The 23,413-nt window shown below is 66.1% G+C and carries 23 protein-coding genes; 12 read left to right on the top strand and 11 right to left on the bottom strand.

Translation table 11 applies throughout. The features are described from left to right. Window positions 1–681: 681 nt before the first annotated feature. Window positions 682–2,409 (top strand): PE-PPE domain-containing protein, encoded by a 1,728-nt coding sequence (locus tag VE759_RS07745; protein ID WP_324929867.1) that lies wholly within the window; start codon window positions 682–684, stop codon window positions 2,407–2,409. A 95-nt stretch (window positions 2,410–2,504) separates the two neighbouring features. Here the strand turns inward: VE759_RS07745 and VE759_RS07740 are convergent, their stop codons facing one another. Both VE759_RS07740 and VE759_RS07735 read right to left on the bottom strand, forming a co-directional pair. Next, window positions 2,505–2,804, bottom strand: a complete 300-nt coding sequence (locus VE759_RS07740; protein ID WP_324929864.1) for a hypothetical protein — start codon at window positions 2,802–2,804, stop codon at window positions 2,505–2,507. A 255-nt stretch (window positions 2,805–3,059) separates the two neighbouring features. Further along, window positions 3,060–3,368, bottom strand: a complete 309-nt coding sequence (locus VE759_RS07735; RefSeq protein ID WP_324929861.1) for a hypothetical protein — start codon at window positions 3,366–3,368, stop codon at window positions 3,060–3,062. A 103-nt stretch (window positions 3,369–3,471) separates the two neighbouring features. On the opposite strand from VE759_RS07735, the gene VE759_RS07730 reads away from it, so the two are divergent. Together VE759_RS07730 and VE759_RS07725 are read left to right on the top strand one after the other, a co-directional pair. Further along, the gene (locus VE759_RS07730; RefSeq protein ID WP_414687858.1) at window positions 3,472–4,143 is read left to right on the top strand and encodes a DUF5642 family protein; all 672 of its coding nucleotides are present in this window, start codon (window positions 3,472–3,474) and stop codon (window positions 4,141–4,143) included. A gap of 27 nt (window positions 4,144–4,170) precedes the next feature. Further along, window positions 4,171–4,830 carry a DUF5642 family protein gene (locus tag VE759_RS07725; protein ID WP_324929858.1) on the top strand — a complete coding sequence of 220 codons (660 nt, stop codon included), beginning with the start codon at window positions 4,171–4,173 and terminating at the stop codon, window positions 4,828–4,830. Here VE759_RS07725 and VE759_RS07720 read toward each other — a convergent pair. Together VE759_RS07720 and soxR are read right to left on the bottom strand one after the other, a co-directional pair. Then, entirely contained in the window at window positions 4,827–5,435 is a 609-nt protein-coding gene (locus VE759_RS07720) for an alpha-ketoglutarate-dependent dioxygenase AlkB (RefSeq protein WP_324929855.1), read from the bottom strand. The two genes, VE759_RS07725 and VE759_RS07720, sit on opposite strands and share 4 nt — an antisense overlap. Before the next feature lie 30 nt (window positions 5,436–5,465). Then, window positions 5,466–5,900 carry a redox-sensitive transcriptional activator SoxR gene (soxR, locus tag VE759_RS07715; RefSeq protein WP_324929852.1) on the bottom strand — a complete coding sequence of 145 codons (435 nt, stop codon included), beginning with the start codon at window positions 5,898–5,900 and terminating at the stop codon, window positions 5,466–5,468. Between the two features lie 50 nt (window positions 5,901–5,950). On the opposite strand from soxR, the gene arcA reads away from it, so the two are divergent. Continuing rightward, window positions 5,951–7,156, top strand: a complete 1,206-nt coding sequence (arcA, locus tag VE759_RS07710; protein WP_414687857.1) for an arginine deiminase — start codon at window positions 5,951–5,953, stop codon at window positions 7,154–7,156. A gap of 29 nt (window positions 7,157–7,185) precedes the next feature. Here arcA and VE759_RS07705 read toward each other — a convergent pair whose 3' ends face one another. Together VE759_RS07705 and VE759_RS07700 are read right to left on the bottom strand one after the other, a co-directional pair. Then, complete coding sequence (locus tag VE759_RS07705; protein WP_324929849.1) at window positions 7,186–8,070, bottom strand: hypothetical protein; 885 nt, start codon at window positions 8,068–8,070, stop codon at window positions 7,186–7,188. 36 nt (window positions 8,071–8,106) lie between these two features. Continuing rightward, window positions 8,107–9,633 (bottom strand): dolichyl-phosphate-mannose--protein mannosyltransferase, encoded by a 1,527-nt coding sequence (locus VE759_RS07700; protein WP_324929872.1) that lies wholly within the window; start codon window positions 9,631–9,633, stop codon window positions 8,107–8,109. 48 nt (window positions 9,634–9,681) lie between these two features. Here VE759_RS07700 and rsmI point away from each other — a divergent pair, with 48 nt between their 5' ends. Continuing rightward, window positions 9,682–10,530: a 16S rRNA (cytidine(1402)-2'-O)-methyltransferase gene (rsmI, locus tag VE759_RS07695; RefSeq protein ID WP_324929846.1), complete on the top strand. Its 849-nt coding sequence runs from the start codon at window positions 9,682–9,684 to the stop codon at window positions 10,528–10,530. A gap of 17 nt (window positions 10,531–10,547) precedes the next feature. Here the strand turns inward: rsmI and VE759_RS07690 are convergent, their stop codons facing one another. The 3 genes from VE759_RS07690 to metG are packed head-to-tail and all read right to left on the bottom strand — an operon-like array spanning window position 10,548 to window position 14,198. Beyond that, window positions 10,548–11,441: an RNA polymerase sigma-70 factor gene (locus tag VE759_RS07690; RefSeq protein WP_324929843.1), complete on the bottom strand. Its 894-nt coding sequence runs from the start codon at window positions 11,439–11,441 to the stop codon at window positions 10,548–10,550. Continuing rightward, on the bottom strand, window positions 11,438–12,604 hold the full coding sequence (locus VE759_RS07685) for an NAD(P)/FAD-dependent oxidoreductase (RefSeq protein ID WP_324929840.1): 1,167 nt from the start codon (window positions 12,602–12,604) through the stop codon (window positions 11,438–11,440). The genes VE759_RS07690 and VE759_RS07685 overlap by 4 nt, the downstream gene beginning before the upstream one ends. A gap of 49 nt (window positions 12,605–12,653) precedes the next feature. Beyond that, entirely contained in the window at window positions 12,654–14,198 is a 1,545-nt protein-coding gene (gene metG, locus VE759_RS07680) for a methionine--tRNA ligase (RefSeq protein ID WP_324929838.1), read from the bottom strand. Window positions 14,199–14,223: 25 nt separating this feature from the next. On the opposite strand from metG, the gene VE759_RS07675 reads away from it, so the two are divergent. From VE759_RS07675 to rsmA, 3 genes are all read left to right on the top strand, one after another. Beyond that, complete coding sequence (locus VE759_RS07675; protein ID WP_324929835.1) at window positions 14,224–15,063, top strand: TatD family hydrolase; 840 nt, start codon at window positions 14,224–14,226, stop codon at window positions 15,061–15,063. Between the two features lie 114 nt (window positions 15,064–15,177). Continuing rightward, entirely contained in the window at window positions 15,178–16,305 is a 1,128-nt protein-coding gene (locus VE759_RS07670) for a transglycosylase family protein (protein WP_324929832.1), read from the top strand. Further along, on the top strand, window positions 16,302–17,192 hold the full coding sequence (gene rsmA, locus VE759_RS07665; protein ID WP_324929869.1) for a 16S rRNA (adenine(1518)-N(6)/adenine(1519)-N(6))-dimethyltransferase RsmA: 891 nt from the start codon (window positions 16,302–16,304) through the stop codon (window positions 17,190–17,192). The genes VE759_RS07670 and rsmA overlap by 4 nt, the downstream gene beginning before the upstream one ends. Window positions 17,193–17,199: 7 nt before the next feature. Here the strand turns inward: rsmA and VE759_RS07660 are convergent, their stop codons facing one another. Continuing rightward, window positions 17,200–18,006 carry a serine/threonine-protein kinase gene (locus VE759_RS07660; RefSeq protein ID WP_324929829.1) on the bottom strand — a complete coding sequence of 269 codons (807 nt, stop codon included), beginning with the start codon at window positions 18,004–18,006 and terminating at the stop codon, window positions 17,200–17,202. A gap of 156 nt (window positions 18,007–18,162) precedes the next feature. On the opposite strand from VE759_RS07660, the gene VE759_RS07655 reads away from it, so the two are divergent. Together VE759_RS07655 and VE759_RS07650 are read left to right on the top strand one after the other, a co-directional pair. Continuing rightward, on the top strand, window positions 18,163–19,116 hold the full coding sequence (locus tag VE759_RS07655) for a 4-(cytidine 5'-diphospho)-2-C-methyl-D-erythritol kinase (RefSeq protein WP_324929826.1): 954 nt from the start codon (window positions 18,163–18,165) through the stop codon (window positions 19,114–19,116). Window positions 19,117–19,443: 327 nt separating this feature from the next. Then, on the top strand, window positions 19,444–21,078 hold the full coding sequence (locus VE759_RS07650; protein WP_324929823.1) for a fatty acyl-AMP ligase: 1,635 nt from the start codon (window positions 19,444–19,446) through the stop codon (window positions 21,076–21,078). Here VE759_RS07650 and VE759_RS07645 read toward each other — a convergent pair. Beyond that, window positions 21,075–21,926 carry an EamA family transporter gene (locus VE759_RS07645; protein WP_324929820.1) on the bottom strand — a complete coding sequence of 284 codons (852 nt, stop codon included), beginning with the start codon at window positions 21,924–21,926 and terminating at the stop codon, window positions 21,075–21,077. The genes VE759_RS07650 and VE759_RS07645 overlap by 4 nt on opposite strands. A 136-nt stretch (window positions 21,927–22,062) precedes the next feature. On the opposite strand from VE759_RS07645, the gene VE759_RS07640 reads away from it, so the two are divergent. Together VE759_RS07640 and VE759_RS07635 are read left to right on the top strand one after the other, a co-directional pair. Continuing rightward, window positions 22,063–22,989 carry a class I SAM-dependent methyltransferase gene (locus tag VE759_RS07640; protein ID WP_324929817.1) on the top strand — a complete coding sequence of 309 codons (927 nt, stop codon included), beginning with the start codon at window positions 22,063–22,065 and terminating at the stop codon, window positions 22,987–22,989. A gap of 234 nt (window positions 22,990–23,223) precedes the next feature. Then, a partial coding sequence (locus VE759_RS07635) for a hypothetical protein (protein ID WP_324929814.1) occupies window positions 23,224–23,413 on the top strand: 190 nt, incomplete at its 3' end.

Genomic DNA, 23,413 nt, shown 5'->3' with positions numbered 1-23,413 from the left:
AACAGCGATGGCGGCGCCGACTGCTGTCGTCTTCGGCATGAAGCGTCTCCTCTCGACCGGCGTTTTTCCGCGCCGCGACCGGAGCGCATCGTAGCTACGTCTGCTTGGAATCGGCTTGGAATCGGCTTGGAACGGCGAATGCCGCCGCGCGCTTGGCCGTCGCCAGGAGTCGGGTGGCAACGGGTGCGTCCGCGCCCCTGCGACCGCGAAGCGTTAGCCAGTTCGGAGCCACAGTTAGAAGTACTTGAAGAGGGCGACACTTTGTCGACGGCCCTCCTAATTTTGTTGTTCTATTCGCCGCAGCCGATCAACGCAATGCTCGACACGACGGCGTCGCTGTAGCTCCTTTCGCTGCTGTCTTGCCATACCCTCAGTGCCTGACCATCGGTAAATATGGGTGGTGCAAATAGTCGCACGGTGAAAGCGGTTTGCCCGGAGTCATGGCCGCTGGCTCGTTGACGTAACAATGTCGATCGACATAGATGCGCAAATCGGCTACGAAAGCGTTGCTGTTTGGGGCAAGATGTTGCCTGTCGCGAGTCGGGGGGCCCGGGGTCTCTCGGGGACCTCGAATTTCGGTACTGCTTATGGGGAGGATGACACATGCGCCGAGCGGCACGCTTGTTGCTTGTTACATCGGTAGCCATCGTGGCTGCTGTGCTACTGACTTTCGGTCAGACCATGACGTCGGTCGTGGCACTGATGGCCACCGTCTACATCATGAAGGGCACCAACAGCGCCTTCAATCCGATTCCTGATTCGGCGTACCCGCAGTTCGCTCACGACTACATCGCCGCGGTTTCCCCTCCGGGCCCCCCGGCTCCAACACCGGTTAACCAGGTCGGCTCACCCGGTCCGTATGTCCTCGTACAGTATCCGGCTAGCTTCTGGCCGATCACCCCGCCCGGCTACATCTTTTCACCGACGTACGATCAGTCGGTCGCCGAAGGTGTAAAGAATCTCGAGACCGCGAGACCTCTGAGTTCGACGCAGTCCGGCGACTTTGTGTGGGGCTACTCGCAAGGCGCGACGGTAGTCACACAATACAAACGAGACTACAACGCTGCGTATCCGACAGATCCGAACGCAACGAAGCCTGTTCCCCCGACGTTCGTGCTGGTCGCGAATCCGAACAGGCCGAACGGTGGAATCCTTGAGCGTGGCGTGGCTTTGGGGACCATCCCCATCGTTGGCGTGACGTTCAGCGGCGCCACACCGACTCAGACGGCGGGCGTCCCGGATGGCACGATCACCACGTATGACATTGCCCGGCAATACGACGGTATTGCCGACGCCCCGACCAATCCACTCAACGTCCTCGCCGATGCCAACGCCGTCATGGGCTTCGCCCTTCTGCACGGCCAGTACCCCAGTGCCCCTCTGACTGGTCCTAACATGATCAACCAGGGCACGTACGGCGACACCCAGTACTACCTGATCGCCTCATACCCGTTGCCGCTGTTGATGCCGCTGGAGGCGATCCCGGTCGTTGGGTACCCCCTCGCCGACACATTGGATCCGGCACTGCGTGTGCTGGTGGAGGCGGGATACGACCGGACAACGAGTCCGGGCGTTCCGACTCCGTTTAACCCGCTGTACTTCCCGAACCCGGCGACACTCGGCACGAATTTCCTCGTCGCGATTCCGACCGGATTGGACAACGGGATCAGCGACTTCGCGGGCAGCCGTCCGTTCGGTACCGTTAGGCCTGGTGCCTTCGGCGTCGGTGGCATTCCCACACCGGTGCCCACGCCGACGCCGTTCTCGCCGCCGATTCCGGTGATGTTCAGCACGCCTGGAGGCTTCATCGCGCTCCTCAACCCGACGACGCTGCTCAGCGATCTTGGAACATTCTCGCAATTGACGAGCATTCTCAATGGTGGGCTGCCAGCAAGCATCCCGTCGCCCTTGGCTGCGCTCGCAGGGCTTTCGGGGCCGAATCCGACCAGCGCGCTTACGAATTTGGGGTCGGTGGGCGGCCAGAACGCCACCGGAGCGACCACCGTCGTTCCGGCCACCTCTTCCGCGCCAAATGACACGACGGGAACGACGCTGCGATCGGCGTCAGCTCGCACGCCCGACTCTGGTGTGGGTGAGCGGTGGGCTCAGAACAGTGTGAACAAGGATGTGGCCCCGGGGGACACGACGAACGTTTCGTCGCAACCACAGCCGTCGAACGATGACCCGTCCAACGTCCCGAATCCTGTGCGACTGAACGTGCCGCGAAATTCGTTCATTGCGACGCCGGGCGGTTCGCAGTCAGGCACCGGGTCGCCAAACGGCGCGTCACAGCCCACTGGCACAAACCCGATCGGATCCGCTCTCTCCGGCGTGACCAGCTCCATCAAGTCGGCAATCGGAGGGTTGTCGAAAGCAGGCACGGGCGGCGGCACGACTGGCACGAAATAGTCGTGCCGCAGCGGGCCGACCGGAAGTGAAGAACCGTCCGTAGCCAAAGCGAGGGGCATTCAGATTGGATGCCCCTCGTTCGCTGTGCTCGTTGACTAGCAGGCCGCGTCGACGTAGACGGTGGTGTAAAGCACTTTCTCGGTCAGGTTTCCGCCGCCGGCGGTGACGGGTTGCGTGATCTGTCGCCCGGGCCGCACCGAGGTCACGGTGCACTTGTCCAGTGAAGCGCCGCCGATCCTGTTCAGGATGACGCGGTAGCCGCCAGCCTCAAGCTGTTTGACGGTGTCCTGCGCCGATCCGGTACCGGCTGGCGCCGCCACGGCTGGGGTGGCCAGTCCGAGGGTCGCCGCGGCCAGACCACTCGCGGCAAGCGTAGCAAATGCAAACTTGTTCATCTCGTCGTGCCTTCCCTATTTCTGTTGTGTGCTCGGGCCGCGGCCAGGAAACGCGTACCAGACGCACTCGGACCGGTTAGGGTTTGCGTGCCCTCTCCGGTCTGTTTGTTGAAACATGCACGGCGGCAGTCAAATTCCGGAATGGCAGAATTTTGATCTTGGTTGGCAGAAACAATACTGTTCGTCGGGCGGAAGTTCGTAGAATGGCTATCTATTTTTGGCGCACTCGTGCACCCAACACCGGCTGACGGCAAACTAGCCCGCGCAGTACAGCGAGACCTGAACGGTCCTGCTGACGACGATCGGCACCAGCACCGACGGACCAGGGCCGCGGCCGTCCACACGTTCAAACCGGGTGATGGTGTTCGGATTACGGACGCTTGTCACCGTGCACTGGTCGAGCGGGCCGGAGCCGACGCGGTCGATGTTTACCGTGTAGCCCTGATTCTCCCAATCAGCGATTGTCCGCTGCGCGTTCCCGTCTGCTGATGCGGTGCCGGCCGACGCGAGAACCGCCCCACACGCCGCCAAGCCCGCCGCGGCGAGTGTCAATGCTGTGCGCATGGCCCCGCCTCCATTCTGTTGACACCGCTATTCAATTACATCGCCCGGCGCGTCCAACTCATTCCCGGGAAACTCTAAGCATCCTCTGTGGTATTCAACGGTCGTGCGGGCCCGTTCGTTCATTGTGCTCTTGGCGGTGTGCATCACAGCGTGTTCCGGCACATTCGCGGGTCCGCAGACGCCCACCCCATCGAAATCGTCCGCTACCCAGGCCGTGCACGTCACGCCGTCCAATATTCGTCGCGTGCGCGCAGCGTTCCCGCCTGGCTATGAACTAGCCGAGATCGCGCACGCGCCGTCGCCCGCCGGATACTGGGGTCTCGGCCGAACGTGGACCGCTGATCCCGCACCGTGTTCGGCGTTGGCGAACCCCGTCAGCGGTGATGAACCACCGCAGGGACTGGCCGGTTCGGGGCCCGGCGGCATCATCTACGCCGTGGTGGCCGCATCCACCACGCCGCTCGTGCTTGATCCAGCGGTTGTCGCAGCCTGTCCGCAATGGTCGATGAATGCCGGACGCACCACCGCCGCCGTCGAGCTGACGGCGGCTCCGCAGGTCGATGCGGCCGCGACCGTTGGCATGGCGGCGGCGACCCGCACGGTGGTGGAGGGCGGCACCGAGACCGCTTCCCAAATCCAAACCGTCAGCGCTTATCTCGACGATTACCTCGCGTTCGTCGTCGTCGTCACCGACCCCGGCTCGCCGCAGGCGCAGCTGCCGCCCGAATTGGCCGCGACACTGTTGGTGAGGGCAGTGGCCGAGTTGCGACGCTGACCCCGCCCCATTCGGTACATTGCGCGGGTGCCGGTTCGCAAGGCGCTAGTCGCCGCGGCGTTCGTGGGGGTGCTGGTCGGGTGCTCCAGCGTCGACCCCAACGCACACGTCGACATCGCCAAGGTCTTCGACGTGAAGTCGACCTTCGGCCCTCAGTTCAAGGTCGTCACCGCCGGCCCGTCGGGTATCGACCCGAAGAGACTTTCGGCGCAAACTCTGCCGCGGGGAACTACTTTCGACCCGCCCGACTGCGCCCGGTACGCCGCCGGAGAGACACTGCCGCCCGATCTGCGGGGCAACCTCGCCGGCGTGACGGCCGAGGGCGAGGGAAACCGGTTCATCGCGATCGCGGTGGAAACGTCCAAAAGAGTGCCGTTCGATCGGGCGATCACCCAAAAATGCAAGCACGTCACCTTCAACGGCGGCACCGTGAAGGGTGCCGTCGACATCGTCGACGCTCCGCATATCGACGGAGCCCAGATAATCGGAACCCATCGGGTGCTCGAAGCCAAGGTCGCCGGAGCCGCCCGATCGGGCGAGCTCTACAACTACGTCGCATATCTTGGCCAGTACATCGTGATGGTCACCGCCAACCCGCTGATCGTCCCGAATCAGCCTGTGGCACCGGTGAATGTGCAGCGTGCGCGGCAGCTGCTGACCGATGCGGTGAATGCGGTCCGGCGCTAGCGGACGTTGTGGGGCCGGAACTGGATGCTGATCCGCGGTCCACACGGCTTCGTGGTTTTGGGAACCGCGTGCTCCCAGGTGCGCTGGCAGGAACCGCCCATCACCAACAGGTCGCCGTGGCCCTGCGGCAATCGCAGCGATCGACCGCCGCCCTTCGGTCGCATCGCGAACATCCGCGTGGCACCGAGGCTGACAATGGCGACCATGGTGTCCTCGCGGCTGCCGCGGCCTATCTTGTCGCCGTGCCATGCGACGCTGTCGTTGCCGTCGCGGTACAGACACAGCCCAGCCGTGATGAACCGTTCGCCAAGTTCGTCGGCGTAGCGGTCATTGAGCCGCTTGCGTAACTCCTCGACGCGCGGGTGAGGCGGCGGCTCGGCCTCCAGATCGTGAAAGCTGACCAACCGCGGCACGTCCACGACACGGTCGTACATCGGGCGGCGCTCGGCGCGCCATGGCGTGCCGGCTGCCAACTCGTCGAACAAGGCATCGGCCCGGTCGTGCTCGTCGTTGAGCCAGCCCGAGCAGACATCGATCCAGGCACCTTCGCCAAGCCAGCGCCGATCGGCGTGCTCGAACAGCGCGCCCTGTACCGCGAACGTCATGGTCCTATCGTATCGCACGCTTGTTCGAAGTCATTGGAGTCGGACGGGCCCGGGACCCTGGCCCGCGAGCACGTCGCCGGGATTGGACAGCGCACAGCTCTTGAGGCTCAGGCAGCCGCAGCCGATGCAGTCGGCGAGGTTGTCGCGCAGCCGCTGCAGGTGCACGATGCGGTCGTCGAGATCTTGCCGCCACCCCGCCGATAGCCGTGCCCAGTCTTTGCTCGTCGGCACCCGACCGGTGGGCAGGGATGCCAGGGCCTCGCGGACGCGCGCCAGCGGAACGCCGAGACGCTGCGACATCCGGATGAACGCGACGCGGCGCAGCGTGTCGCGGGGATACCGGCGTTGGTTGCCCGAGGTGCGCCTGCTGCTGATCAACCCTTGGCGCTCGTAAAAATGCAACGCCGAGATCGCCACGCCGCTGCGACAGGCCAGCTCGCCGGGCGTCAGTTCGTGATCGTCCATCTACACCTCAACCATGGTTGTGGTCCTTACATTCACGATACGGTTCATTTGTGAGCGGCATCGTCTTCGGATCGAATTCCGAGGTCGGCACGCTGCGCTCGGTGATCCTGCATCGACCAGGCCCCGAGTTGAAGCGGCTCACGCCGCGCAACAACGACAAGCTGCTGTTCGACGGGCTGCCATGGGTGGCGCGCGCACAGGAGGAGCACGACGCGTTCGCCGAGCTGCTGCGCTCGCGCGGCGTCGAGGTGATGCTGCTGGCCGACCTGCTGGTCGAGGCGCTGGAGAGCGGAGCCGCCCGAATGCACGGCATCGCCGCGGCGGTGGATGCCCGTCGGCTGGGACATCCTCTGGCACAAGAACTCTCGGAATACCTACGCGGACTAGCCCCAGCGCCGCTGGCGCACATACTGACCGCGGGCATGACGTTCACCGAATTGCCGTTCACGGGTGCCGAGCTGTCGCTGGTGCGGCTGATGCATCACGGCGCCGACTTCGTCATCGAACCGTTGCCGAACCTGGTGTTCACCCGCGACTCGTCGTTCTGGATCGGCCCGCGGGTGGCGATCACGTCGCTGGCATTGCCGGCGCGGGTGCGCGAGACGTCGCTGACCGACGTGATCTACGCGCATCACCCGCGGTTTCTTGGCGTCCGGCGGGCCTACGAATCGCGATCGGCGCCGGTCGAGGGTGGCGACGTACTGCTGCTGTCGCCGGGCGTTGTCGCCGTCGGAGTGGGGGAGCGCACCACGCCGGCAGGTGCGGAAGCCTTGGCGCGCAGCCTATTTGACGACCACCTCGCGGAGACGGTGCTGGTGGTTCCGATCGCGCAGGAGCGCGCCCAGATGCACCTGGACACCGTGTGCACGATGGTCGACGTCGACGCGGTGGTGATGTACCCGAATGTAGTGGATACCCTGTCGGCGTTCACGATTCAGCGCACGCCGGACGGGGTGCGGATCCAGGATGCGGCGCCATTTGTCGAGGCCGCCGCGAAGGCCATGCAGATCGACGAGTTGCGCGTGATCGCCACCGGGCTAGACCCGGTGACCGCGGAGCGCGAGCAGTGGGACGACGGCAACAACACGCTGGCGTTGGCGCCGGGTGTCGTCGTCGCCTACGAGCGCAACGTGGAAACCAACAGCCGGCTGGAGGCTGCGGGTATCGAGGTGCTGCCGATCGCCGCGTCGGAACTGGGTACGGGTCGGGGCGGCCCGCGATGCATGTCCTGCCCCGCCGCCCGTGAGCCGCTGTAGTTTGCGGCTAGTTTGCGCCGAGATTGCCGCTATGGTCGTGGTCGGCGCAGAATCACAGCCTTGGCGGCAATTTCGGCGGACTTCCGGCGCTCGAACGCATCCCGGACTCTCTTGAGGATGAACTGCGGCCGGTGTTCCGCGACAACCTTGATGTCTATCCACCCCAGTTGTTCGACCCGCTCGGCTCGGCCGATGTCGCCGACATACTGTGCGCGGTCGCTGAGATGTTGACCGCCGTCATACTCGGCGGCCACCATGACGTCATCCCATCCCATGTCGAGATAGGCCTCGAAGCCGTCGGTATCGACCACATGTATCTGCGTTGTCGGTCGTGGCAGCCCGTTGTCTATGAACAACAGCCGTAGCCACGTCTCCCGTGGCGACTGTGCGCCCGCGTCCATCAGCGATAACGCCATTCGGCAAAAACGCACACCGCGCGCGCCGCCATATCTCTTCAGCAACGGCGCAACGTCCTCAACCGTCAGGCTAGTTGTCCGGGCGAGCGCGTCCAGGTGGGCCACAGCCATTCGTGTTGGTAGGTGCCTGCCGAGGTCCAACGCCGTGCGCGCGGCCGTCGTCACCGGCAGACCGTTTAACTCGACGACTTCGTCGGCGGCGATGCGCTCGCGGCGAATAACGATTCCGGGCGGTGCATGGTTGAACCTTCCAATCAGGTCAACCGGCGCGAAGTCGTCGACCCATCTAGCCCCGTGCATGGCTGCGGCGGCGCGCCCGGCGATGACGCCGTTACGGCCAGACCAGAGCCAGGCGGCATAGATGTTGTCGTTCAGTGACGGGCGCGCAGATTGCGGGAGGTAAATGTCGCGGTGTATGCGGCGATAACGCCAGCGCAGTTGCCCGCGGGTTAGCGCCCCCTGCGCCAGCGCCTCGCTTCCCTTGAAGACTTCGGGCATGCGGTCATGATGGTTAGCCCCACCGACACGCAGGAGTCATCGCCAGCTGGGCAGCCAAATCTCCATGTTCCAGGTGGCGTTGGATACTGGGATCCCGGTCATGATGGGATACAACCAGGCGAAATTCGTAATGGCGAGTGCGACATAGCAACTCGCGACGATAAGCCCGAGCGTGCGACGCTCCCGCGATCGCGTCGGGTGGTACACGATATCGCCGAGAATCAACGCGATGGCCATTATCAAGAACGGCGCCATCGTCGCGGCGTAGAAGAAGTACATCTGCCGGTCGATGTCGACGAACCACGGCAGCCAGCCCGCACCGTAACCGACCAGCACCGACGCGTAGCGCCAATCGCGACGGACCACCGCCCGCCACACCGCGTACAGCAGCACCGGCACCGCCACCCACCACATCACGGGCGTGCCGACCAGCATCACGGCCTTCACACATGAATTCGGCCCGCATCCCGGAATGTTCTGCTGCTCAACGGCGTACAGCACCGGCCGGAGCGACATCGGCCACGTCCACGGCTTGGACTCCCAGGGATGATGGTTGCCGGCCGCGTTGGTCAACCCGGCGTGAAACCGGTACGCCGCGGCGGTGTAATGCCACAGCGAGCGGATGGCGTCCGGCAGCCCGAACGGTCCGCCCGCGCCGATCGACCGTCCTACCTCATAGCGATTGACCGCGGTCTCGGACGCGAACCACGGCGCATACGACGCCATGTAGACGCCAAACGGAATCAGCCCCATCACATAAGCCGTCGGCCCGACATCGCGGCACAGCACACCAAGCAATGGGCGCGGCACCCGATACGCCCGGCGTGCGGCCACATCGAACGCCAGGGACATCAGCGCGAAGAACACGATGAAGTAGAGCCCGGACCATTTCGTCGCGAATGCCAGGCCCAGCAGCACACCGGCGCCGAAGCGCCACCACCGCACACCAAGTCGAGGCCCACACGGCGTCTCGGCGATGCGGCCCTCGAGCAGGGCAACGTGCATCCGTTCGCGCACCTGGTCGCGGTCGACGATCAACGCGCCGAACGCCGCGACAACAAAGAAGGCGAGGAAGCCGTCCAGCAGCGCTGTCCGCGACGACACGAAGCTGACCCCGTCGGCAATCAACAGCAGACCCGCCATCGCGCCCACCAACGTCGAGCGCGCAATGCGCCGGGTGATCCGCACCACCAGCAGCACCATCAGCACGCCGCAGACCGCGCCGGAGAAGCGCCAACCGAAGCCGTTGTAGCCGAAAATCCACTCACCGATAGCGATGAGGAATTTGCCCATCGGTGGATGCACCACCAGGCCGAAGCCGGGGTTGTCCTCCACGCCGCCGTTGTGCAGCATCTGCCACGCCTGCGGTGCGTAGTGCTTCTCGTCGAAAATCGGCGTGCCCGCGTCGCTCGGATGCGCCAAGCCGATGAACCTCGTCACCGCCGCCAACACCGTGATCACCGCCGTCGTCGCCCAGCCTTGTAGCCGGTCGGTCGGGCCGAAGTCGGCCGGCGGCACCAGCGGGCCGGGACTGATCACCGGAACCTGGCGCTCGGCGAGCACGGGTTCGGTCGCAGTGGCGGTCACATCGGTGATCGTAGGCTGTGCCTCATGACGGGTGGTCGATTGCTGCTGGCCGCCACGCCGCTGGGACAGCCGTCGGACGCCTCGACTCGGTTGATCGCTGCGCTCCGTTCGGCCGACGTCATCGCTGCCGAGGACACCCGGCGAGTGCGGACGTTGGCCCACGCACTCGACGTCCGCCTCACCGGCAAGCTGATCAGTTTTTTCGACCAGAACGAGGCGGCGCGGGTGCCGTCGCTGGTCGCCGATATCAAATCGGGGGCGACGGTGCTGGCCGTCAGCGACGCCGGGATGCCGCTAATCAGCGATCCCGGCTACCGGCTGGTGGCGGCGTGTATTGCCGAGGGGCTGCCGGTGAGCTGTCTGCCCGGCCCGTCCGCGGTGACGACCGCGCTGGCGGTCTCCGGTGTGCCGTCGGACCGGTTCTGCTTCGAGGGTTACGCGCCGCGCAAACAGTCGGCTCGCCGGGCATGGCTACAGACGCTGGCGGACGAGCAGCGCACCTGCGTGTTCTTCGAGTCGCCGCGACGGCTTGCGGGCTGTCTGGCCGACGCGGTGGCGGTGCTCGGGCCGGATCGTCACGCGGTGGTCTGCCGCGAGCTGACGAAGGTGCACGAGGAAGTTCGGCGGGGGCCGCTTTCCGAACTCGCCGACTGGGCCGCAGAAGGTGTGCTGGGTGAAATCACCGTCGTGCTGGCCGGTGCTCGGCCGCGCGCCGACGTGGCCGGCCTCATCGCAGAGGTCGACGCGTTGGTCGACGCGGGGATGCGAGTCAAGGACGCGTGCGCACGGGTCGTCGCCGCAACCGCGGGGTCGCCGACGCGCCGCGAACTCTACGACGCGGTGCTGCGATCACGCGGCTCCGCTGGCGACTGACGCCGACGGGCAGCTGACTACCGGCCGATTCTCCTTGCGGTGGCGACCGTCAACAACTTGTCGGGGTTGCGGATCGCGTAGAAGGTGCTGATCTTGTCGTCGACGACGTCGACTGCGATCACCATGTCGAGACGGTCGCCGCTGTAGATGAGCGTGGCGGGCGCGCTGTTGCAGGTCGCCATCTCGATCCGCATGTCGGGCAAGCCTTTTCGGGCCAAGCCGGCGAGCGCCTTTGCGACCCTCTCGGCACCGACGATCGGCCGGCGGGCGGCGCTGACCTTGCCGCCGCTGTCGGCAATCCAGGTGGCGTCGGGCGCGAGCATCGACATCAGCGTGTCGACGTCACCGGTGGCCGCGGCCGTGAAGAACTGTGCGGTGATCTCGGCGCTGCGCCGCGGGTCGACGGGCTGGAAGCGCTTGCGCCGCGCCTGCACGTGCTCGCGTGCCCGATGCGCGACCTGCCGGACCGCCGGCCCGGATTTGGATACGGCGGAGGCAATTTCGTCGTATCCAAATCCGAACACCTCGCGCAGCACGAACACCGCGCGCTCCTCGGGCGACAGCGTTTCCAACAGCACGAGCATCGCCATCGACACCGATTCGGCCAGCACCACGTCGGCCGACGGATCCTGGTCGTCGAGCAGCAGCGGCTCGGGCAGCCAGGGCCCGACGTACTCCTCGCGGCGCCGAGCATCGGCGCGCAGCGCATTGAGCGCCTGACGGGTGACCAGCTGAGCGAGGTAGGACTTCGTGTCGCGCACCGTCGACAGGTCGACCTCCGCCCACCGCAGATAACTGTCTTGCAGCACGTCATCGGTTTCGGTTGCCGAACCGAGGATTTCGTAGGCGATCGTGAACAGCAGCGGGCGCAGGTGCGTGAACCGCTCGGCGTGTTCGTCGATACCCGTCATGGCACCGGCACGGCTTCCCGGGCCGGCCGCTTGCCACCGCGCAACCACAAGTACGAGCCCGGCTTGCGGCTTTCCCACTTGATCGACCACACCGTAGCCCGGCAGACACGTTCCTTGACGAACGCGGCCAGCCGGCCTCCGGCGTAGAACCGGACGGGAGTGTCGTCGGTGCGCGCGATCTGGAAGGTGGCCAAGGACCGGCCCAGGCTGATGCACTGCCCCACGAACGCCTGGTTGATGACCGCCGGCTGCTCGCCCGCGATCCGGCTGAGCACGGTGTTGGCGGCCTGCGCGCCGAGCGGCATGGCCGCCTGGCAGCTCATCCGCAGCGGCTGGCCCGACGGCGACGCCGCATCACCGGCGGCGACGATGCGCGGGTCGTCGATGCTCGTCAGCGTCTCGTCGGTGAGCAGCCGGCCCAGCTCGTCGGTGCGAAGCCCGCTGCGCGCGGCCAGCAGCGGCACACCGAAGCCGGCCGTCCACACCGTTACGGCGCTGGGCAGCTCGCGGCCGTCGGACAGCACAACGGCGTCCTGCCGCACCTCGGTGACCACGCCGCCCTCGATCACCGTCACGCCGAGCCTGGCCAGCTGGCGCGCCACTGAGCCGCGCCCTTGCGGGCTCAGCGACGGGCCAAGCTCGCCGCCGCAGATCAGCGTCACCGACCCGCGGTGCTGCGCGAGCTCGGCGGAGGTTTCGATGCCGGTCAGCCCGGCGCCGACGACACAGACCGGCTCGTCCGGATCCAGCTCGTCCAGCTTGTCCCGCAGCCGCTCGGCGTATTCGAATTCGGCGATGCGGTAAGCGAATTCGGCTCCCGACACCGCGGGCAGCGCGGCGGTGCTGCCCACCGCATAGATCAAATAGTCGTACTCGAGCACACCTCCGGATGCCAGCTGCACCTGTCGGGCGGCGGTGTCGATGGCGGTCGCCTCATCGACCACCAACCGGGTGTTTTGATGCAACAGCGGGCCATAATCGACCGCCGCGGCGCCCGTTCCGGCCGCCAGCTGGTGCAGCCGTATCCGTTCGACGAATGTCGGCCGCGGGTTGACCAGCGTGACGTTGACGTCCGGGCGCATGTGCAAATGGTTGGCCGCCAGCGTTCCGGCGTAGCCGCCGCCGATGATGACGATCCTGCTGGTTGCTATTTGCTCAGTCATGCCCTCAAGACACCGGCGCCCTTCCCGGCGTGACAAGCTGTGACCTGATTCACTCCGACTGATAACGCGGGAATACGGCCGTCGGCGCGGGCAACACCGTGCCCGGTGCAATTCGGGTACCTAACGCGGCAAAAGACCGCTGGTCCGCAGGCTGGCCGAGCAGGTCCAGCAGCTTGCCCGCGGACTCCGGCATCACCGGCTGCACCAGCAGCGCGGCGATCCGCACCACCTCCATCGTCGTGTACAGCACCGTGCCGAACCGCTTGCGGTCCTCGGGGTCGTCGGACTTGCGCAGAACCCACGGCTCCTGGGCCGAGAAGTATTTGTTGGCCGCCCCGAGCACCAGCCAGATCGCCTCGAGCGCCAAATGCATGGCCTGGGCGTCGAAATGCGCACGCGCCTTGTCCAGCAGGCCGTCGGCCGCGGCCAGCAGCTCGTTGTCGTCGTCGGTCAGCGCGATCGGCTCCGGGACGACGCCGTCCAGATTCTTCGCCACCATCGACAGCGAGCGCTGGGCCAGGTTGCCCAGCTCGTTAGCCAAATCCGCGTTGACGCGGGTGATGATGGCCTCTTCGCTGTAGCTGCCGTCCTGGCCGAACGGCACCTCCCGCAGCATGAAGTAGCGCACCTGATCGACGCCGAACTCGTCGATCAGTGCAACCGGGTCGATCACGTTGCCGACCGACTTACTCATCTTCTCGCCGCGGTTGTACACGAAGCCGTGCGCGAAAACCCTTCGGGGAAGTTCGATTCCGGCCGACATCAGAAACGCGGGCCAATACACGGTGTGGAACCGGATGATGTCCTTGCCGATCATATGCAAGTCGGCCGGCCAGTACCGGCGGAACATCTCCGATTGGGTATCCGGAAAACCCACTCCCGTCAGGTAATTGGTCAGCGCGTCCACCCAGACGTACATGACGTGGTCGGGATGGTCGGGCACCGGCACGCCCCAGTCGAACGTGGTGCGCGATATCGAGAAGTCGCGCAGTCCACCCGACACGAAGCTGATCACCTCGTTGCGGCGCACATCCGGTCCGATGAACTCGGGGTGCGCCTGGTAGTGGGCCAGCAGCTTTTCGGTGTACGCCGAGAGCCGGAAGAAATACGTCGGCTCCTCGGTCCACGTGACCGGCGCGCCGGTTTCGATCGCCACGCGAGTGCCGCCCTCGAGAACCGTCGTTTCGTCATCGCTGAGGTAGTTTTCGTCGCGCACCGAATACCAGCCCGAGTAAGTCCCCAGATAGATGTCGCCGGCGTCGTTCATCCGCTGCCAGATGACCTTGGACGCCTCGAGGTGATCCGGATCGGTGGTGCGGATGAACCGGTCGAACGAGATGTTCAGCTGCTCCTGCAGCCGCTGGAACACATCCGAATTGCGCCGTGCCAGTTGCGCGGTCGGAACGCCTTCCGCGGCGGCGGTTTCGGCCATCTTCTGGCCGTGCTCGTCGGTGCCGGTGAGGTAGCGCACGTCGAATCCGTCGAGCCGCTTGAACCGCGCGATCGCGTCGGTGGCGATGTATTCATAGGCATGTCCGACGTGCGGCGCGCCATTCGGGTACGCGATCGCGGTGGTGACGTAGAACGGCTTCATTACCAATCAACCTTATGGTGTGGAAGTGAGCCGCTCCCGTCCGGCGCCTCCGCCACCGGAACCGTTGTCCCCGCTAGTTGACGCACACACCCATCTGGACGCGTGCGGCGCAACCGACGCCGACGGCGTGCACGCGATCGTGGACCGCGCGGCGGCGGTCGGGGTCGAGGCGGTGGTCACGATCGCGGACGATATGGCCGCCGCGCGGTGGGTGGTTGACGCGGCCGACTGGGATTCGCGGGTCTACGCCGCTGTCGCGCTGCATCCGACCCGCGCCAACGCGCTCGATGACGAGGCCAGGACGGAGTTGGCGGCGTTGGCCACACATCCGCGGGTGGTCGCGGTCGGGGAGACGGGCCTCGACAGGTACTGGCCCGGCCGCCTCGAGGGCTGCGCTGAGCTATCTGCCCAAAAAGACGCCTTCGCGTGGCACATCGATCTCGCGAAGCGCACCGGTAAGCCGCTGATGATTCACAACCGCGATGCCGACGCCGAGGTGCTTGACGTGCTGCGCGCCGAGGGCGCCCCGGAGACCGTGATCTTCCACTGTTTTTCGTCTGACGCAACGATGGCGCGGACTTGCCTGGACGCCGGCTGGCTGCTCAGCCTGGCCGGCACTGTCAGCTTCAAGAACGCTACGGCGGTGCAAGAGGCGGCGCGGCTCATCCCGCCGACTCAGCTGCTGGTGGAGACGGACGCGCCGTTTCTCACGCCGCATCCGTATCGGGGCGCACCGAACGAGCCGTACTGCCTGCCGTACACGGTGCGCGCGCTGGCCGACGTGACCGGTCGTGTCGCGAAGGAGCTGGCTCGCGACGCCACCGCGACGGCTCGCCGCGTGTATGGGCTTGACCTGCCCGAATAGCTGAGAAGGTCACTCAGCATTTGCCACTCCTAGACCCTTTCGTTACCGTCTTGTGATCGTATGAGGCCCCACGCGGGCAAACGGAAGTGACGTCAACAGTCGGGATGACGCTTTTTGAATGCGCTGACGAGGCTCCATCAGACGCGATCACCGGTGCTACGCACGGTGGTCGCAACATTTCTCTCCTCATTGACGTTTGCCGGTGGCTATGCCGTCGCCTCTCACAAGACCGTGAACCTGACGGTGGACGGCTCGCCGATGACCGTGTCGACGATGAAGTCGCGCGTTATCGACGTGGTGCGCGAGAATGGCTTCGAGGTCGCCGACCGCGACGATTTGTATCCGCCGGCCGATCAGCCGGTGCACCAGTCCGACACGATCGTGCTGCGACGCAGCCGCCCGCTGCAGGTATCACTCGATGGCCAGCAGAGCAAGGAAGTGTGGACGACGGCGTCCACGGTCGACGACGCGCTGGCCCAGCTGTCGATGAACGATGCGGCGCCGGCAGCGGCGTCACGGTCGAGCCGATTGCCGCTGGCGGGTATGGCACTGCCGGTGGTAAGCGCAAAGAACGTGCACATTGACGATGGCGGCGCGGTCAGCGATCAGCGGCTGGCCGCCCCGAATGTCGGCGCGCTGCTGGCGGCCGCGGGTGTGGCGCTGCAGCAGAGCGACAAGGTGGTGCCGCCGCCGTCGACGCCGGTGACCGAGGGTATGGACATAATTGTCACGCGGATCCGCATGGAGAAGGTCACCGAGCGGGTGCCGCTGCCGCCGGCCCAGCAGCGCGTTGAGGACCCAACGATGAACATGAGCCGCAAGGTGCTCGACGACCCCGGCGCGCCGGGCACCCAGGACGTCACCTTTGCGGTCGCGACCGTCAACGGCGTCGAGACCGGCCGGCTGCCGGTGGCCAACGAGGTCGTCACCCCTGGGCGTGACGCGGTGCTTCGGGTCGGCGCGAAGCCGGGCACTGAGGTGCCGCCGGTGAGCAACGGCGCCACGTGGGACGCGCTGGCCGGTTGTGAGTCGCACGGCAATTGGGCGATCAACTCTGGCAATGGATTCTACGGGGGTGTGCAGTTCGACCAGGGCACCTGGGAGCGCCAGGGCGGACTCCGCTACGCCCCGCGTGCCGACCTGGCCACCCGCGAGGAGCAGATCGCGATCGCGGAAATCACCCGCGCGCGCCAGGGCTGGGGTGCCTGGCCGACGTGCAGCGCCAGATTGGGGACCCGCTGACCATCCGGCTGCTCGGACGCACCGAGATACGACATCTGGCCAGGGAGCTTGACTTCCGGCCGCGGAAAGCGTTGGGACAGAACTTCGTCCATGATGGCAATACCGTGCGTCGCATCGTGTCCGCCTCCGGGGTGAATCGCAGCGACCATGTGCTCGAGGTGGGGCCCGGCATGGGCTCGCTGACGCTGGGTCTACTGGACCGCGGCGCGAGCGTCACCGCCGTCGAGGTCGATCCGGTGCTGGCGCGTCGGTTGCCGCAGACGATCGCCGAGCACTCACACAGCGAGGCGCAGCGGCTGACGGTGCTGGGGCGTGACATCCTGACGCTGCGCCAAGGCGACCTGGCCGACGAGCCAACCGCGTTGGTGGCCAACCTGCCGTACAACATCGCGGTGCCCGCGCTGGTGCATCTGCTTGGCGAGTTCGGATCGATTCGCACGGTGATGGTGATGGTGCAGGCCGAGGTGGCCGAACGGCTGGCAGCCGAGCCTGGGGGCAAGGAGTACGGCACGCCGAGCGCGAAGGTACGGTTCTTCGGCCGCGTGCGCCGCTACGGGATGGTGTCGCCGACGGTGTTCTGGCCGATACCACGGGTGTATTCGGGCCTGGTGCGCATCGATCGCTACCAGACCCCGCCGTGGCCAACCGACGACACGTTCCGCAAGCACGTGTTCGGCTTGATCGACATCGCGTTCGCGCAACGCCGCAAGACCGCACGCAATGCGTTCGCCGAGTGGGCCGGATCGGGCAACGAGTCGGCCCGTCGACTGCTGGCGGCCAGTATCGATCCCGCCCGCCGCGGCGAGACGCTGACGATCGCCGACTTCGTGCGCCTGCTGCAACGGTCCGATGAATGGCAGCCGCAAGCCCCTCGCCCGGCGGTCTAGCCTGCCGTCACGCCTTGGCGGTGGCCAGGACACGGGTGATGAACGTCATCAGCTGCGTACAGGACTGGTAGCGGACCGCGGGGTCTTTCGCCATGGCCTTGGCCAGGATTGAGTCGAACGCCCGCGGAAGCCAGGAGGCCCGGTGCGAGACCTTCGGCGGCGCTCGGTTGAGGTGGGCATCGACCAGCGCCACCGGCGTCTTGGCCTCAAATGGCGGCGCTCCGGTGATCAGCTCAACGGCGGTACAGGCCAGCGCGTACTCGTCGGTCGCGGCCCATGGTGCGAGTCCGCGGAGTACTTCGGGGGCGACATACGGCAGCGACGCCTGCACCTGCTGTGGTCGTTTGCGGTGGTCCTCGGCGAGATCATGGGCCACACCGAAGTCGATGAGCACTGCACCGCGCTGCGAGAAGTCTTTGTAAACAAGGATATTGGTCGGCTTGACGTCACAATGCACGATGCAGCAACTGTGCACGTAGTCGAGTGCGTCGGCGATTTGTGTCAGCGCCGTCAAGCGGTCGTCGAGTGACGGCAGTGCAGCGACCGTTTTGCCGTCGACGTATTGCATGCTCAGCCAGTCGGCGCCGCGGCGCTCGACGGACACCACGTGCGGATGATTCAGGCGGTGCGCAAAATCGAACTCGCGCTTCAAACGGGCGAGTTCGATACGACCGCAGTGCTCGCCAAGCACCTTGAGAGCGATCACGTGGTTGGGATCGGCCCCGAGATGGGCGCGGTACACGGTGGCCGATCCGCCGTGGCCGACCACCTCGTCAACGATGTACCCCTCAAATTGCACGCCGGAGCGCAGCACCTCACCACCCTATGCGGCGGGTCGTACGGCCCCGATGGCGGCAACGGGTGTATCCGTGACACACGCTCAGCACGGCCCTACGGTTTGGGACCATCGGTACCGGGTCAGTTTCTGCTGAGCGCTCCGGCGAAGGGGTCGACGGACTAGTCTCGTGCCGTGTCTGGCGGCAGCACCGCTCCCGAATGGGTGGCCACTGGGTCAGTGACCGTGCGCGTGCCGGGCAAGGTCAACTTGTACCTCGCGGTGGGCGACGCTCGCGACGACGGCTACCACGAGCTGACAACCATTTTTCACGCTGTTTCCCTGCTGGACGAGGTCACGGTTCGCAATTCCGACGTCATGTCCCTGGAGATTTCCGGCGAGGGCGCCGAGACGTTGCCCACCGATGAGCGCAATCTGGCCTGGCGCGCCGCCGAGCTGATGGCAGAACACGTCGGCCGCTCGCCCGACGTCGCGATCACGATCGACAAGTCGATCCCGGTGGCCGGCGGCATGGCGGGAGGCAGCGCCGACGCGGCCGCTGTCCTGGTGGCGATCAACGAGCTGTGGGAGCTCGGCGTGCTGCGGCGGGACCTGCACGCGTTGGCTGCGCGGCTGGGCAGCGATGTGCCGTTCGCATTGCACGGCGGGACCGCGCTGGGTAGCGGCCGCGGCGAAGAGCTCGCAACGGTTCTGGCGCGCAATACCTTTCACTGGGTGCTGGCGTTCGCCGGCGCCGGGCTCTCCACGCCGTCCGTGTTCGCCGAGATCGACCGGTTGCGCGACCGCGGGGACCCGCCGAGACTGCCCGAGCCGGAGCAGCTGCTGGCCGCCCTGGCCGCCGGCGATCCCACCGAGCTGGCGCCACTGCTCGGCAACGAGCTGCAGGCTGCCGCGGTGAGCCTCGACCCGTCGCTGCGACGCACGCTGAAGGCCGGCATGGACGCGGGTGCGCTCGCGGGCATCGTGTCCGGTTCCGGACCCACGTGTGCCTTCCTGTGCACATCGGCGGCGACGGCCATCGACGTCGGCACCCAGCTGGCCGGCGCCGGGGTGTGCCGTACGGTCCGCGTTGCCAGCGGCCCGGTGCAGGGCGCCCGGGTGGTGCCCGCACCGACGGCCGGGGTGTGATCCCCGAACGGGGCCGAAACATCAGTTACTGACGACGCGGCGTCGAGTTGGCAAGTTCTCTAAGAGGAGTTTAAGATCATGGTCGGTGATCGCTAAGGGAGTGGTTTTGCAGAATTTGTCGCCCGCCCGCATTAGTGGTGGGCGAGTGTCGAACCGTAGCGATTCCGCCTACGCCGGCCCGCGGGCAAACCCGCGCGAAATCACTGGCAGAACACCAATTCGCAATATAACCGCTGCCCAGTCGCGTGCGCGCGCCTGCTGCAAAGATGCCTTTGACAGGCGGAGCATTACATCCTGGCGCATTGTGGCGGAGCCGAGGAGGTTGTCGTGAGCAGATTCACCGAGAAGATGTACCGCAACGCCCTCACCGCCAAGACCGGGATGGTTACCGGCGAGCCGCATGAGCCGGTCCGACACACCTGGGGGGAGGTGCATCAGCGGGCCCGCCGCATCGCGGGCGGCCTGGCCGCCGCCGGTGTGGGGTGCGGTGACGCCGTCGGCGTGCTCGCCGGCGCACCCGTCGAGATCGCGCCGACCGCGCAGGCCGTGTGGATGCGCGGCGCCAGCCTCACGATGCTGCACCAGCCGACCCCGCGCACCGATCTGCTGGTGTGGGCCGAGGACACCACCACTGTCATCGACATGATCGAGGCCACCGTCGTGGTCGTCTCCGAGCCGTTCATGGCCGCGATCCCGGTGCTGCAGGAGCGCGGCATCCGCGCGGTGACCGTCGAGGAGTTGCTGGCCTTCGGCCCGGTGGAGCCCCTCGATACCGACGAAGACGACGTCGCGCTAATGCAGCTGACGTCCGGCTCGACCGGTTCGCCCAAGGCCGTCGTGATAACGCACCGCAACATGTATTCCAACGCCGAGGCGATGTTCATCGGCGCCCAGTACGACGTCGACAAGGACGTCATGGTCAGCTGGCTGCCGCTGTTCCACGACATGGGAATGATCGGCTTTTTGACCGTGCCGATGTACTTCGGCGCCGAGCTGGTCAAGGTCACGCCGATGGACTTCTTGCGTGACACGCTGCTGTGGGCCAAGCTCATCGACAAGTACAAGGGCACCATGACGGCGGCCCCGAACTTCGCGTATGCGCTATTGGCCAAGCGGCTGCGCAAGCAGGCCCAGCCGGGGCAGTTCGACCTGTCCACGCTGCGGTTCGCGCTGTCGGGCGCCGAACCCGTCGATCCGGCCGACGTCGAGGACCTGATCGACGCTGGCGCGCCGTTCGGCCTGCGGCCCGAGGCGATTCTGCCGGCCTACGGCATGGCCGAGACGACGCTCGCGGTGTCGTTCTCCGAGTGCGGCGCCGGTCTGGTGGTCGATGAGGTCGACGCCGACCTGTTGGCAGCCCTGCGACGCGCGGTGCCGGCCACCAAGGGCAACCGGCGCCGGCTCGCGTCGCTCGGCCCGTTGCTGCAGGGCCTCGAGGCCCGCATCGTCGATGAGGACGGCAACGTGCTGCCGACCCGCGGTGTTGGCATCATCGAGCTACGCGGCGAGTCGATGACCCCGGGCTATATCACGATGGGCGGCTTCATGTCCGCGCAGGACGAGCAGGGCTGGTATGACACCGGCGACCTCGGCTATCTGATGGAGAACGGCCATGTCGTGGTCTGCGGCCGCGTCAAGGACGTGATAATCATGGCGGGCCGCAACATCTATCCGACCGACATCGAGCGGGCCGCCGGGCGGGTCGAGGGCGTGCGGCCGGGCTGCGCCGTCGCCGTGCGGCTGGACGCCGGGCATTCACGCGAAACCTTCGCGGTCGCAGTGGAATCCAACGCCTGGCAGGACCCGGGCGAGGTGCGCCGGATCGAGCATCAGGTGGCCCACGAGGTCGTTACCGAGGTCGACGTGCGTCCGCGCAACGTCGTCGTGCTGGGACCGGGAACGATCCCGAAGACACCGTCGGGCAAGCTGCGTCGGGCGAACTCGGTCTCGTTGGTCAGCTAACCCACTTCGGCGGGCACCGGCGACGTCCGGGCGCCGAAACGTGCCGCCCCAATGCCGGCGGCGACCACCAAGCCGATGCCGATGACCGCTTCGCCCCCTGGTACCTGACCCAGAACCAGCAGGCCGATCGCTAAGGCGAAGGCCGGCTCGAGCGCCATCAGCGTGCCGAACGCCGCAGTGGTGAGTCGGCGCAGCGCGAGCAGTTCCAAGACGAATGGGACGACCGGCAACAGCACGGCGATCCCCAACCCGACGAGCAACAGCTGTGGTGTCAGCCGCGAGAACACCGACGGGCCGACGATCGCCGTCGCGACCAGACCGGCCACCGGCATCGAGACCGCGAGCGCATTGATGCCCTGGACATGGTCACCGACTCGCTGCGTCAGAAGGATATACACCGCCCAGCCGACGGCCGCCGCGGCGGCGAAGCACACGCCGATCCCATCGACCGCACCCGCCCACGGATGCGTCATCAGCACTACACCCGCCGCGGCGATTCCCGGCCAGAGAAACCGGCGGCCGTGAACTGCCGCAACGCCAAGCGGCCCAAGGAATTCCAGCGCGCTGGCGGTGCCCATCGGTATTCGCTCGACGGCAGCCATGAACAACAGCGTGATCGCCGCGGTGACGGCGCCCAGCAATACGCAGTGCACGAACGCCGAGCGGGTGAACGCTGCCGGTCGCGGACGAACGATGACGATGAGCAGGACGCCCGCCCACGCGAGCCGCAGCCACGCGGCCCCGTCGGCGCCGAGCCGGCCGATCAGTCCGATGGAGATCGCGAGGCCCAGCTGCACGCAAAGCATCGAGGCCACCGCCATCGATGCCCCCGCCCAGTTTCGCGTCATGACTGGCCATTGAATGTCAAGCGGCCCGTTCGCGTCCACGTGTTTTTCATGGACATTCAGGAATGCATTCGCGGCGGCAGCTTGTTATGACAACTAATCGTTGATCGCATCTATGGGTATTGATAGGGGTGCAGAGGTGGCACGTACGGACAACGACACCTGGGATTTGGCAACGAGCGTGGGCGCGACCGCGACGATGGTTGCGGCGGCCAGGGCCAGCGCAACGAAAGCGGGCTTGATCGATGATCGGTTCGCCGAGCCCCTGGTGCGCGCGGTCGGAGTGGACTTCTTCACCCGGTGGGCCAGCGCAGACCTTGATGCCGCCGAGGTCGATGACCCCGATGCCCGCTGGGGAATCCAGCCCATGTCAATTGGCATGGCGGCGCGCACGCGCTACTTTGACGCGTTTTTCGGCGATGCTGCTGCGGCGGGCATTCGCCAAGCAGTGATCCTGGCATCGGGACTCGATACGCGTGGCTATCGGCTGCCATGGCCAGCGGACATGACGGTGTTCGAGATCGACCAGCCAGAGGTCCTTGATTTCAAGATGGTGACGCTCGCGGATCTCGGCGCCGAGCCGACGGCCGACCTTCGCATGGTTCCAATCGATCTGCGGCAGGACTGGTCCGCCGCTTTGCTTCGTGCCGGATTCCACGCCGAGCGGCCCACGGTGTGGAGCGCCGAAGGCCTGCTGCCGTTCCTTCCACCGGACGCCCAGGACCGACTGCTCGATAAAGTCAGCGCGCTGAGCCCCGATGGGAGCCGCCTCGCCACCGAAACGTTCATGCAAGCAAACGACCTCGAGCCGGAAATCGTTGAATCTGCGGTACGCACCCTCAACCAGAGATGGCGCGGGCACGGTCTGGACATCGACATCTGGGACCTGAGCTATCACGGCCAGCGCAATGACGTTGCGACGTACCTGGCGGGCAGGGGCTGGCAATCGGTCGGCACGACAATGGCTGAGTTGTTGGGCGATAACGGGTTGCCACCCATGGTCCAAGACGGTGAAGATGCCGCTTTCGCCAACAATCGCTACTACACGTCTATTCGGCAGAGGTAGCCAAGGATTACGGCCGAATGCGGATCGAGCGATCGAAACTTCGGATCTGCCGGCAATTCATTGATTAAGTTTGTCGCAAATCAGTTGGTACCTCTGAGGTCCTCGTGATACTGAGGAAACCGATCGGCGCGACCACGATGGCCGCGGTGCGGGGAGCGTCGGGCACGGCTGTGGTCTCTGCCACTGCACCGCTTGGCGGGTACCGATTTCGGCCCGGGTGACGTTCATCCTGGTATGACAGGCCAGACTCGGGGTGCGGGCGCCGCCACGCTGCGTGCCACATGTACGCCCGGCGTGCGCGCCGAACCTCTGATTCTCGAGGATGACGTGTGGTCGGGCTTGGACGCCGACGACGCCGACGACGCCGGTCCCAGCGAAGCCCTCGTCGCGACGATACAGCTCGGCGGCCGCGTCGGAGCGATGG

The sequence above is a fragment of the Mycobacterium sp. genome, from assembly GCF_035640695.1.
GTDB lineage: Bacteria > Actinomycetota > Actinomycetes > Mycobacteriales > Mycobacteriaceae > Mycobacterium.
Note: the sequence above shows the minus strand (reverse complement) of the source record. Positions and strands in the feature narration are given on the sequence as shown.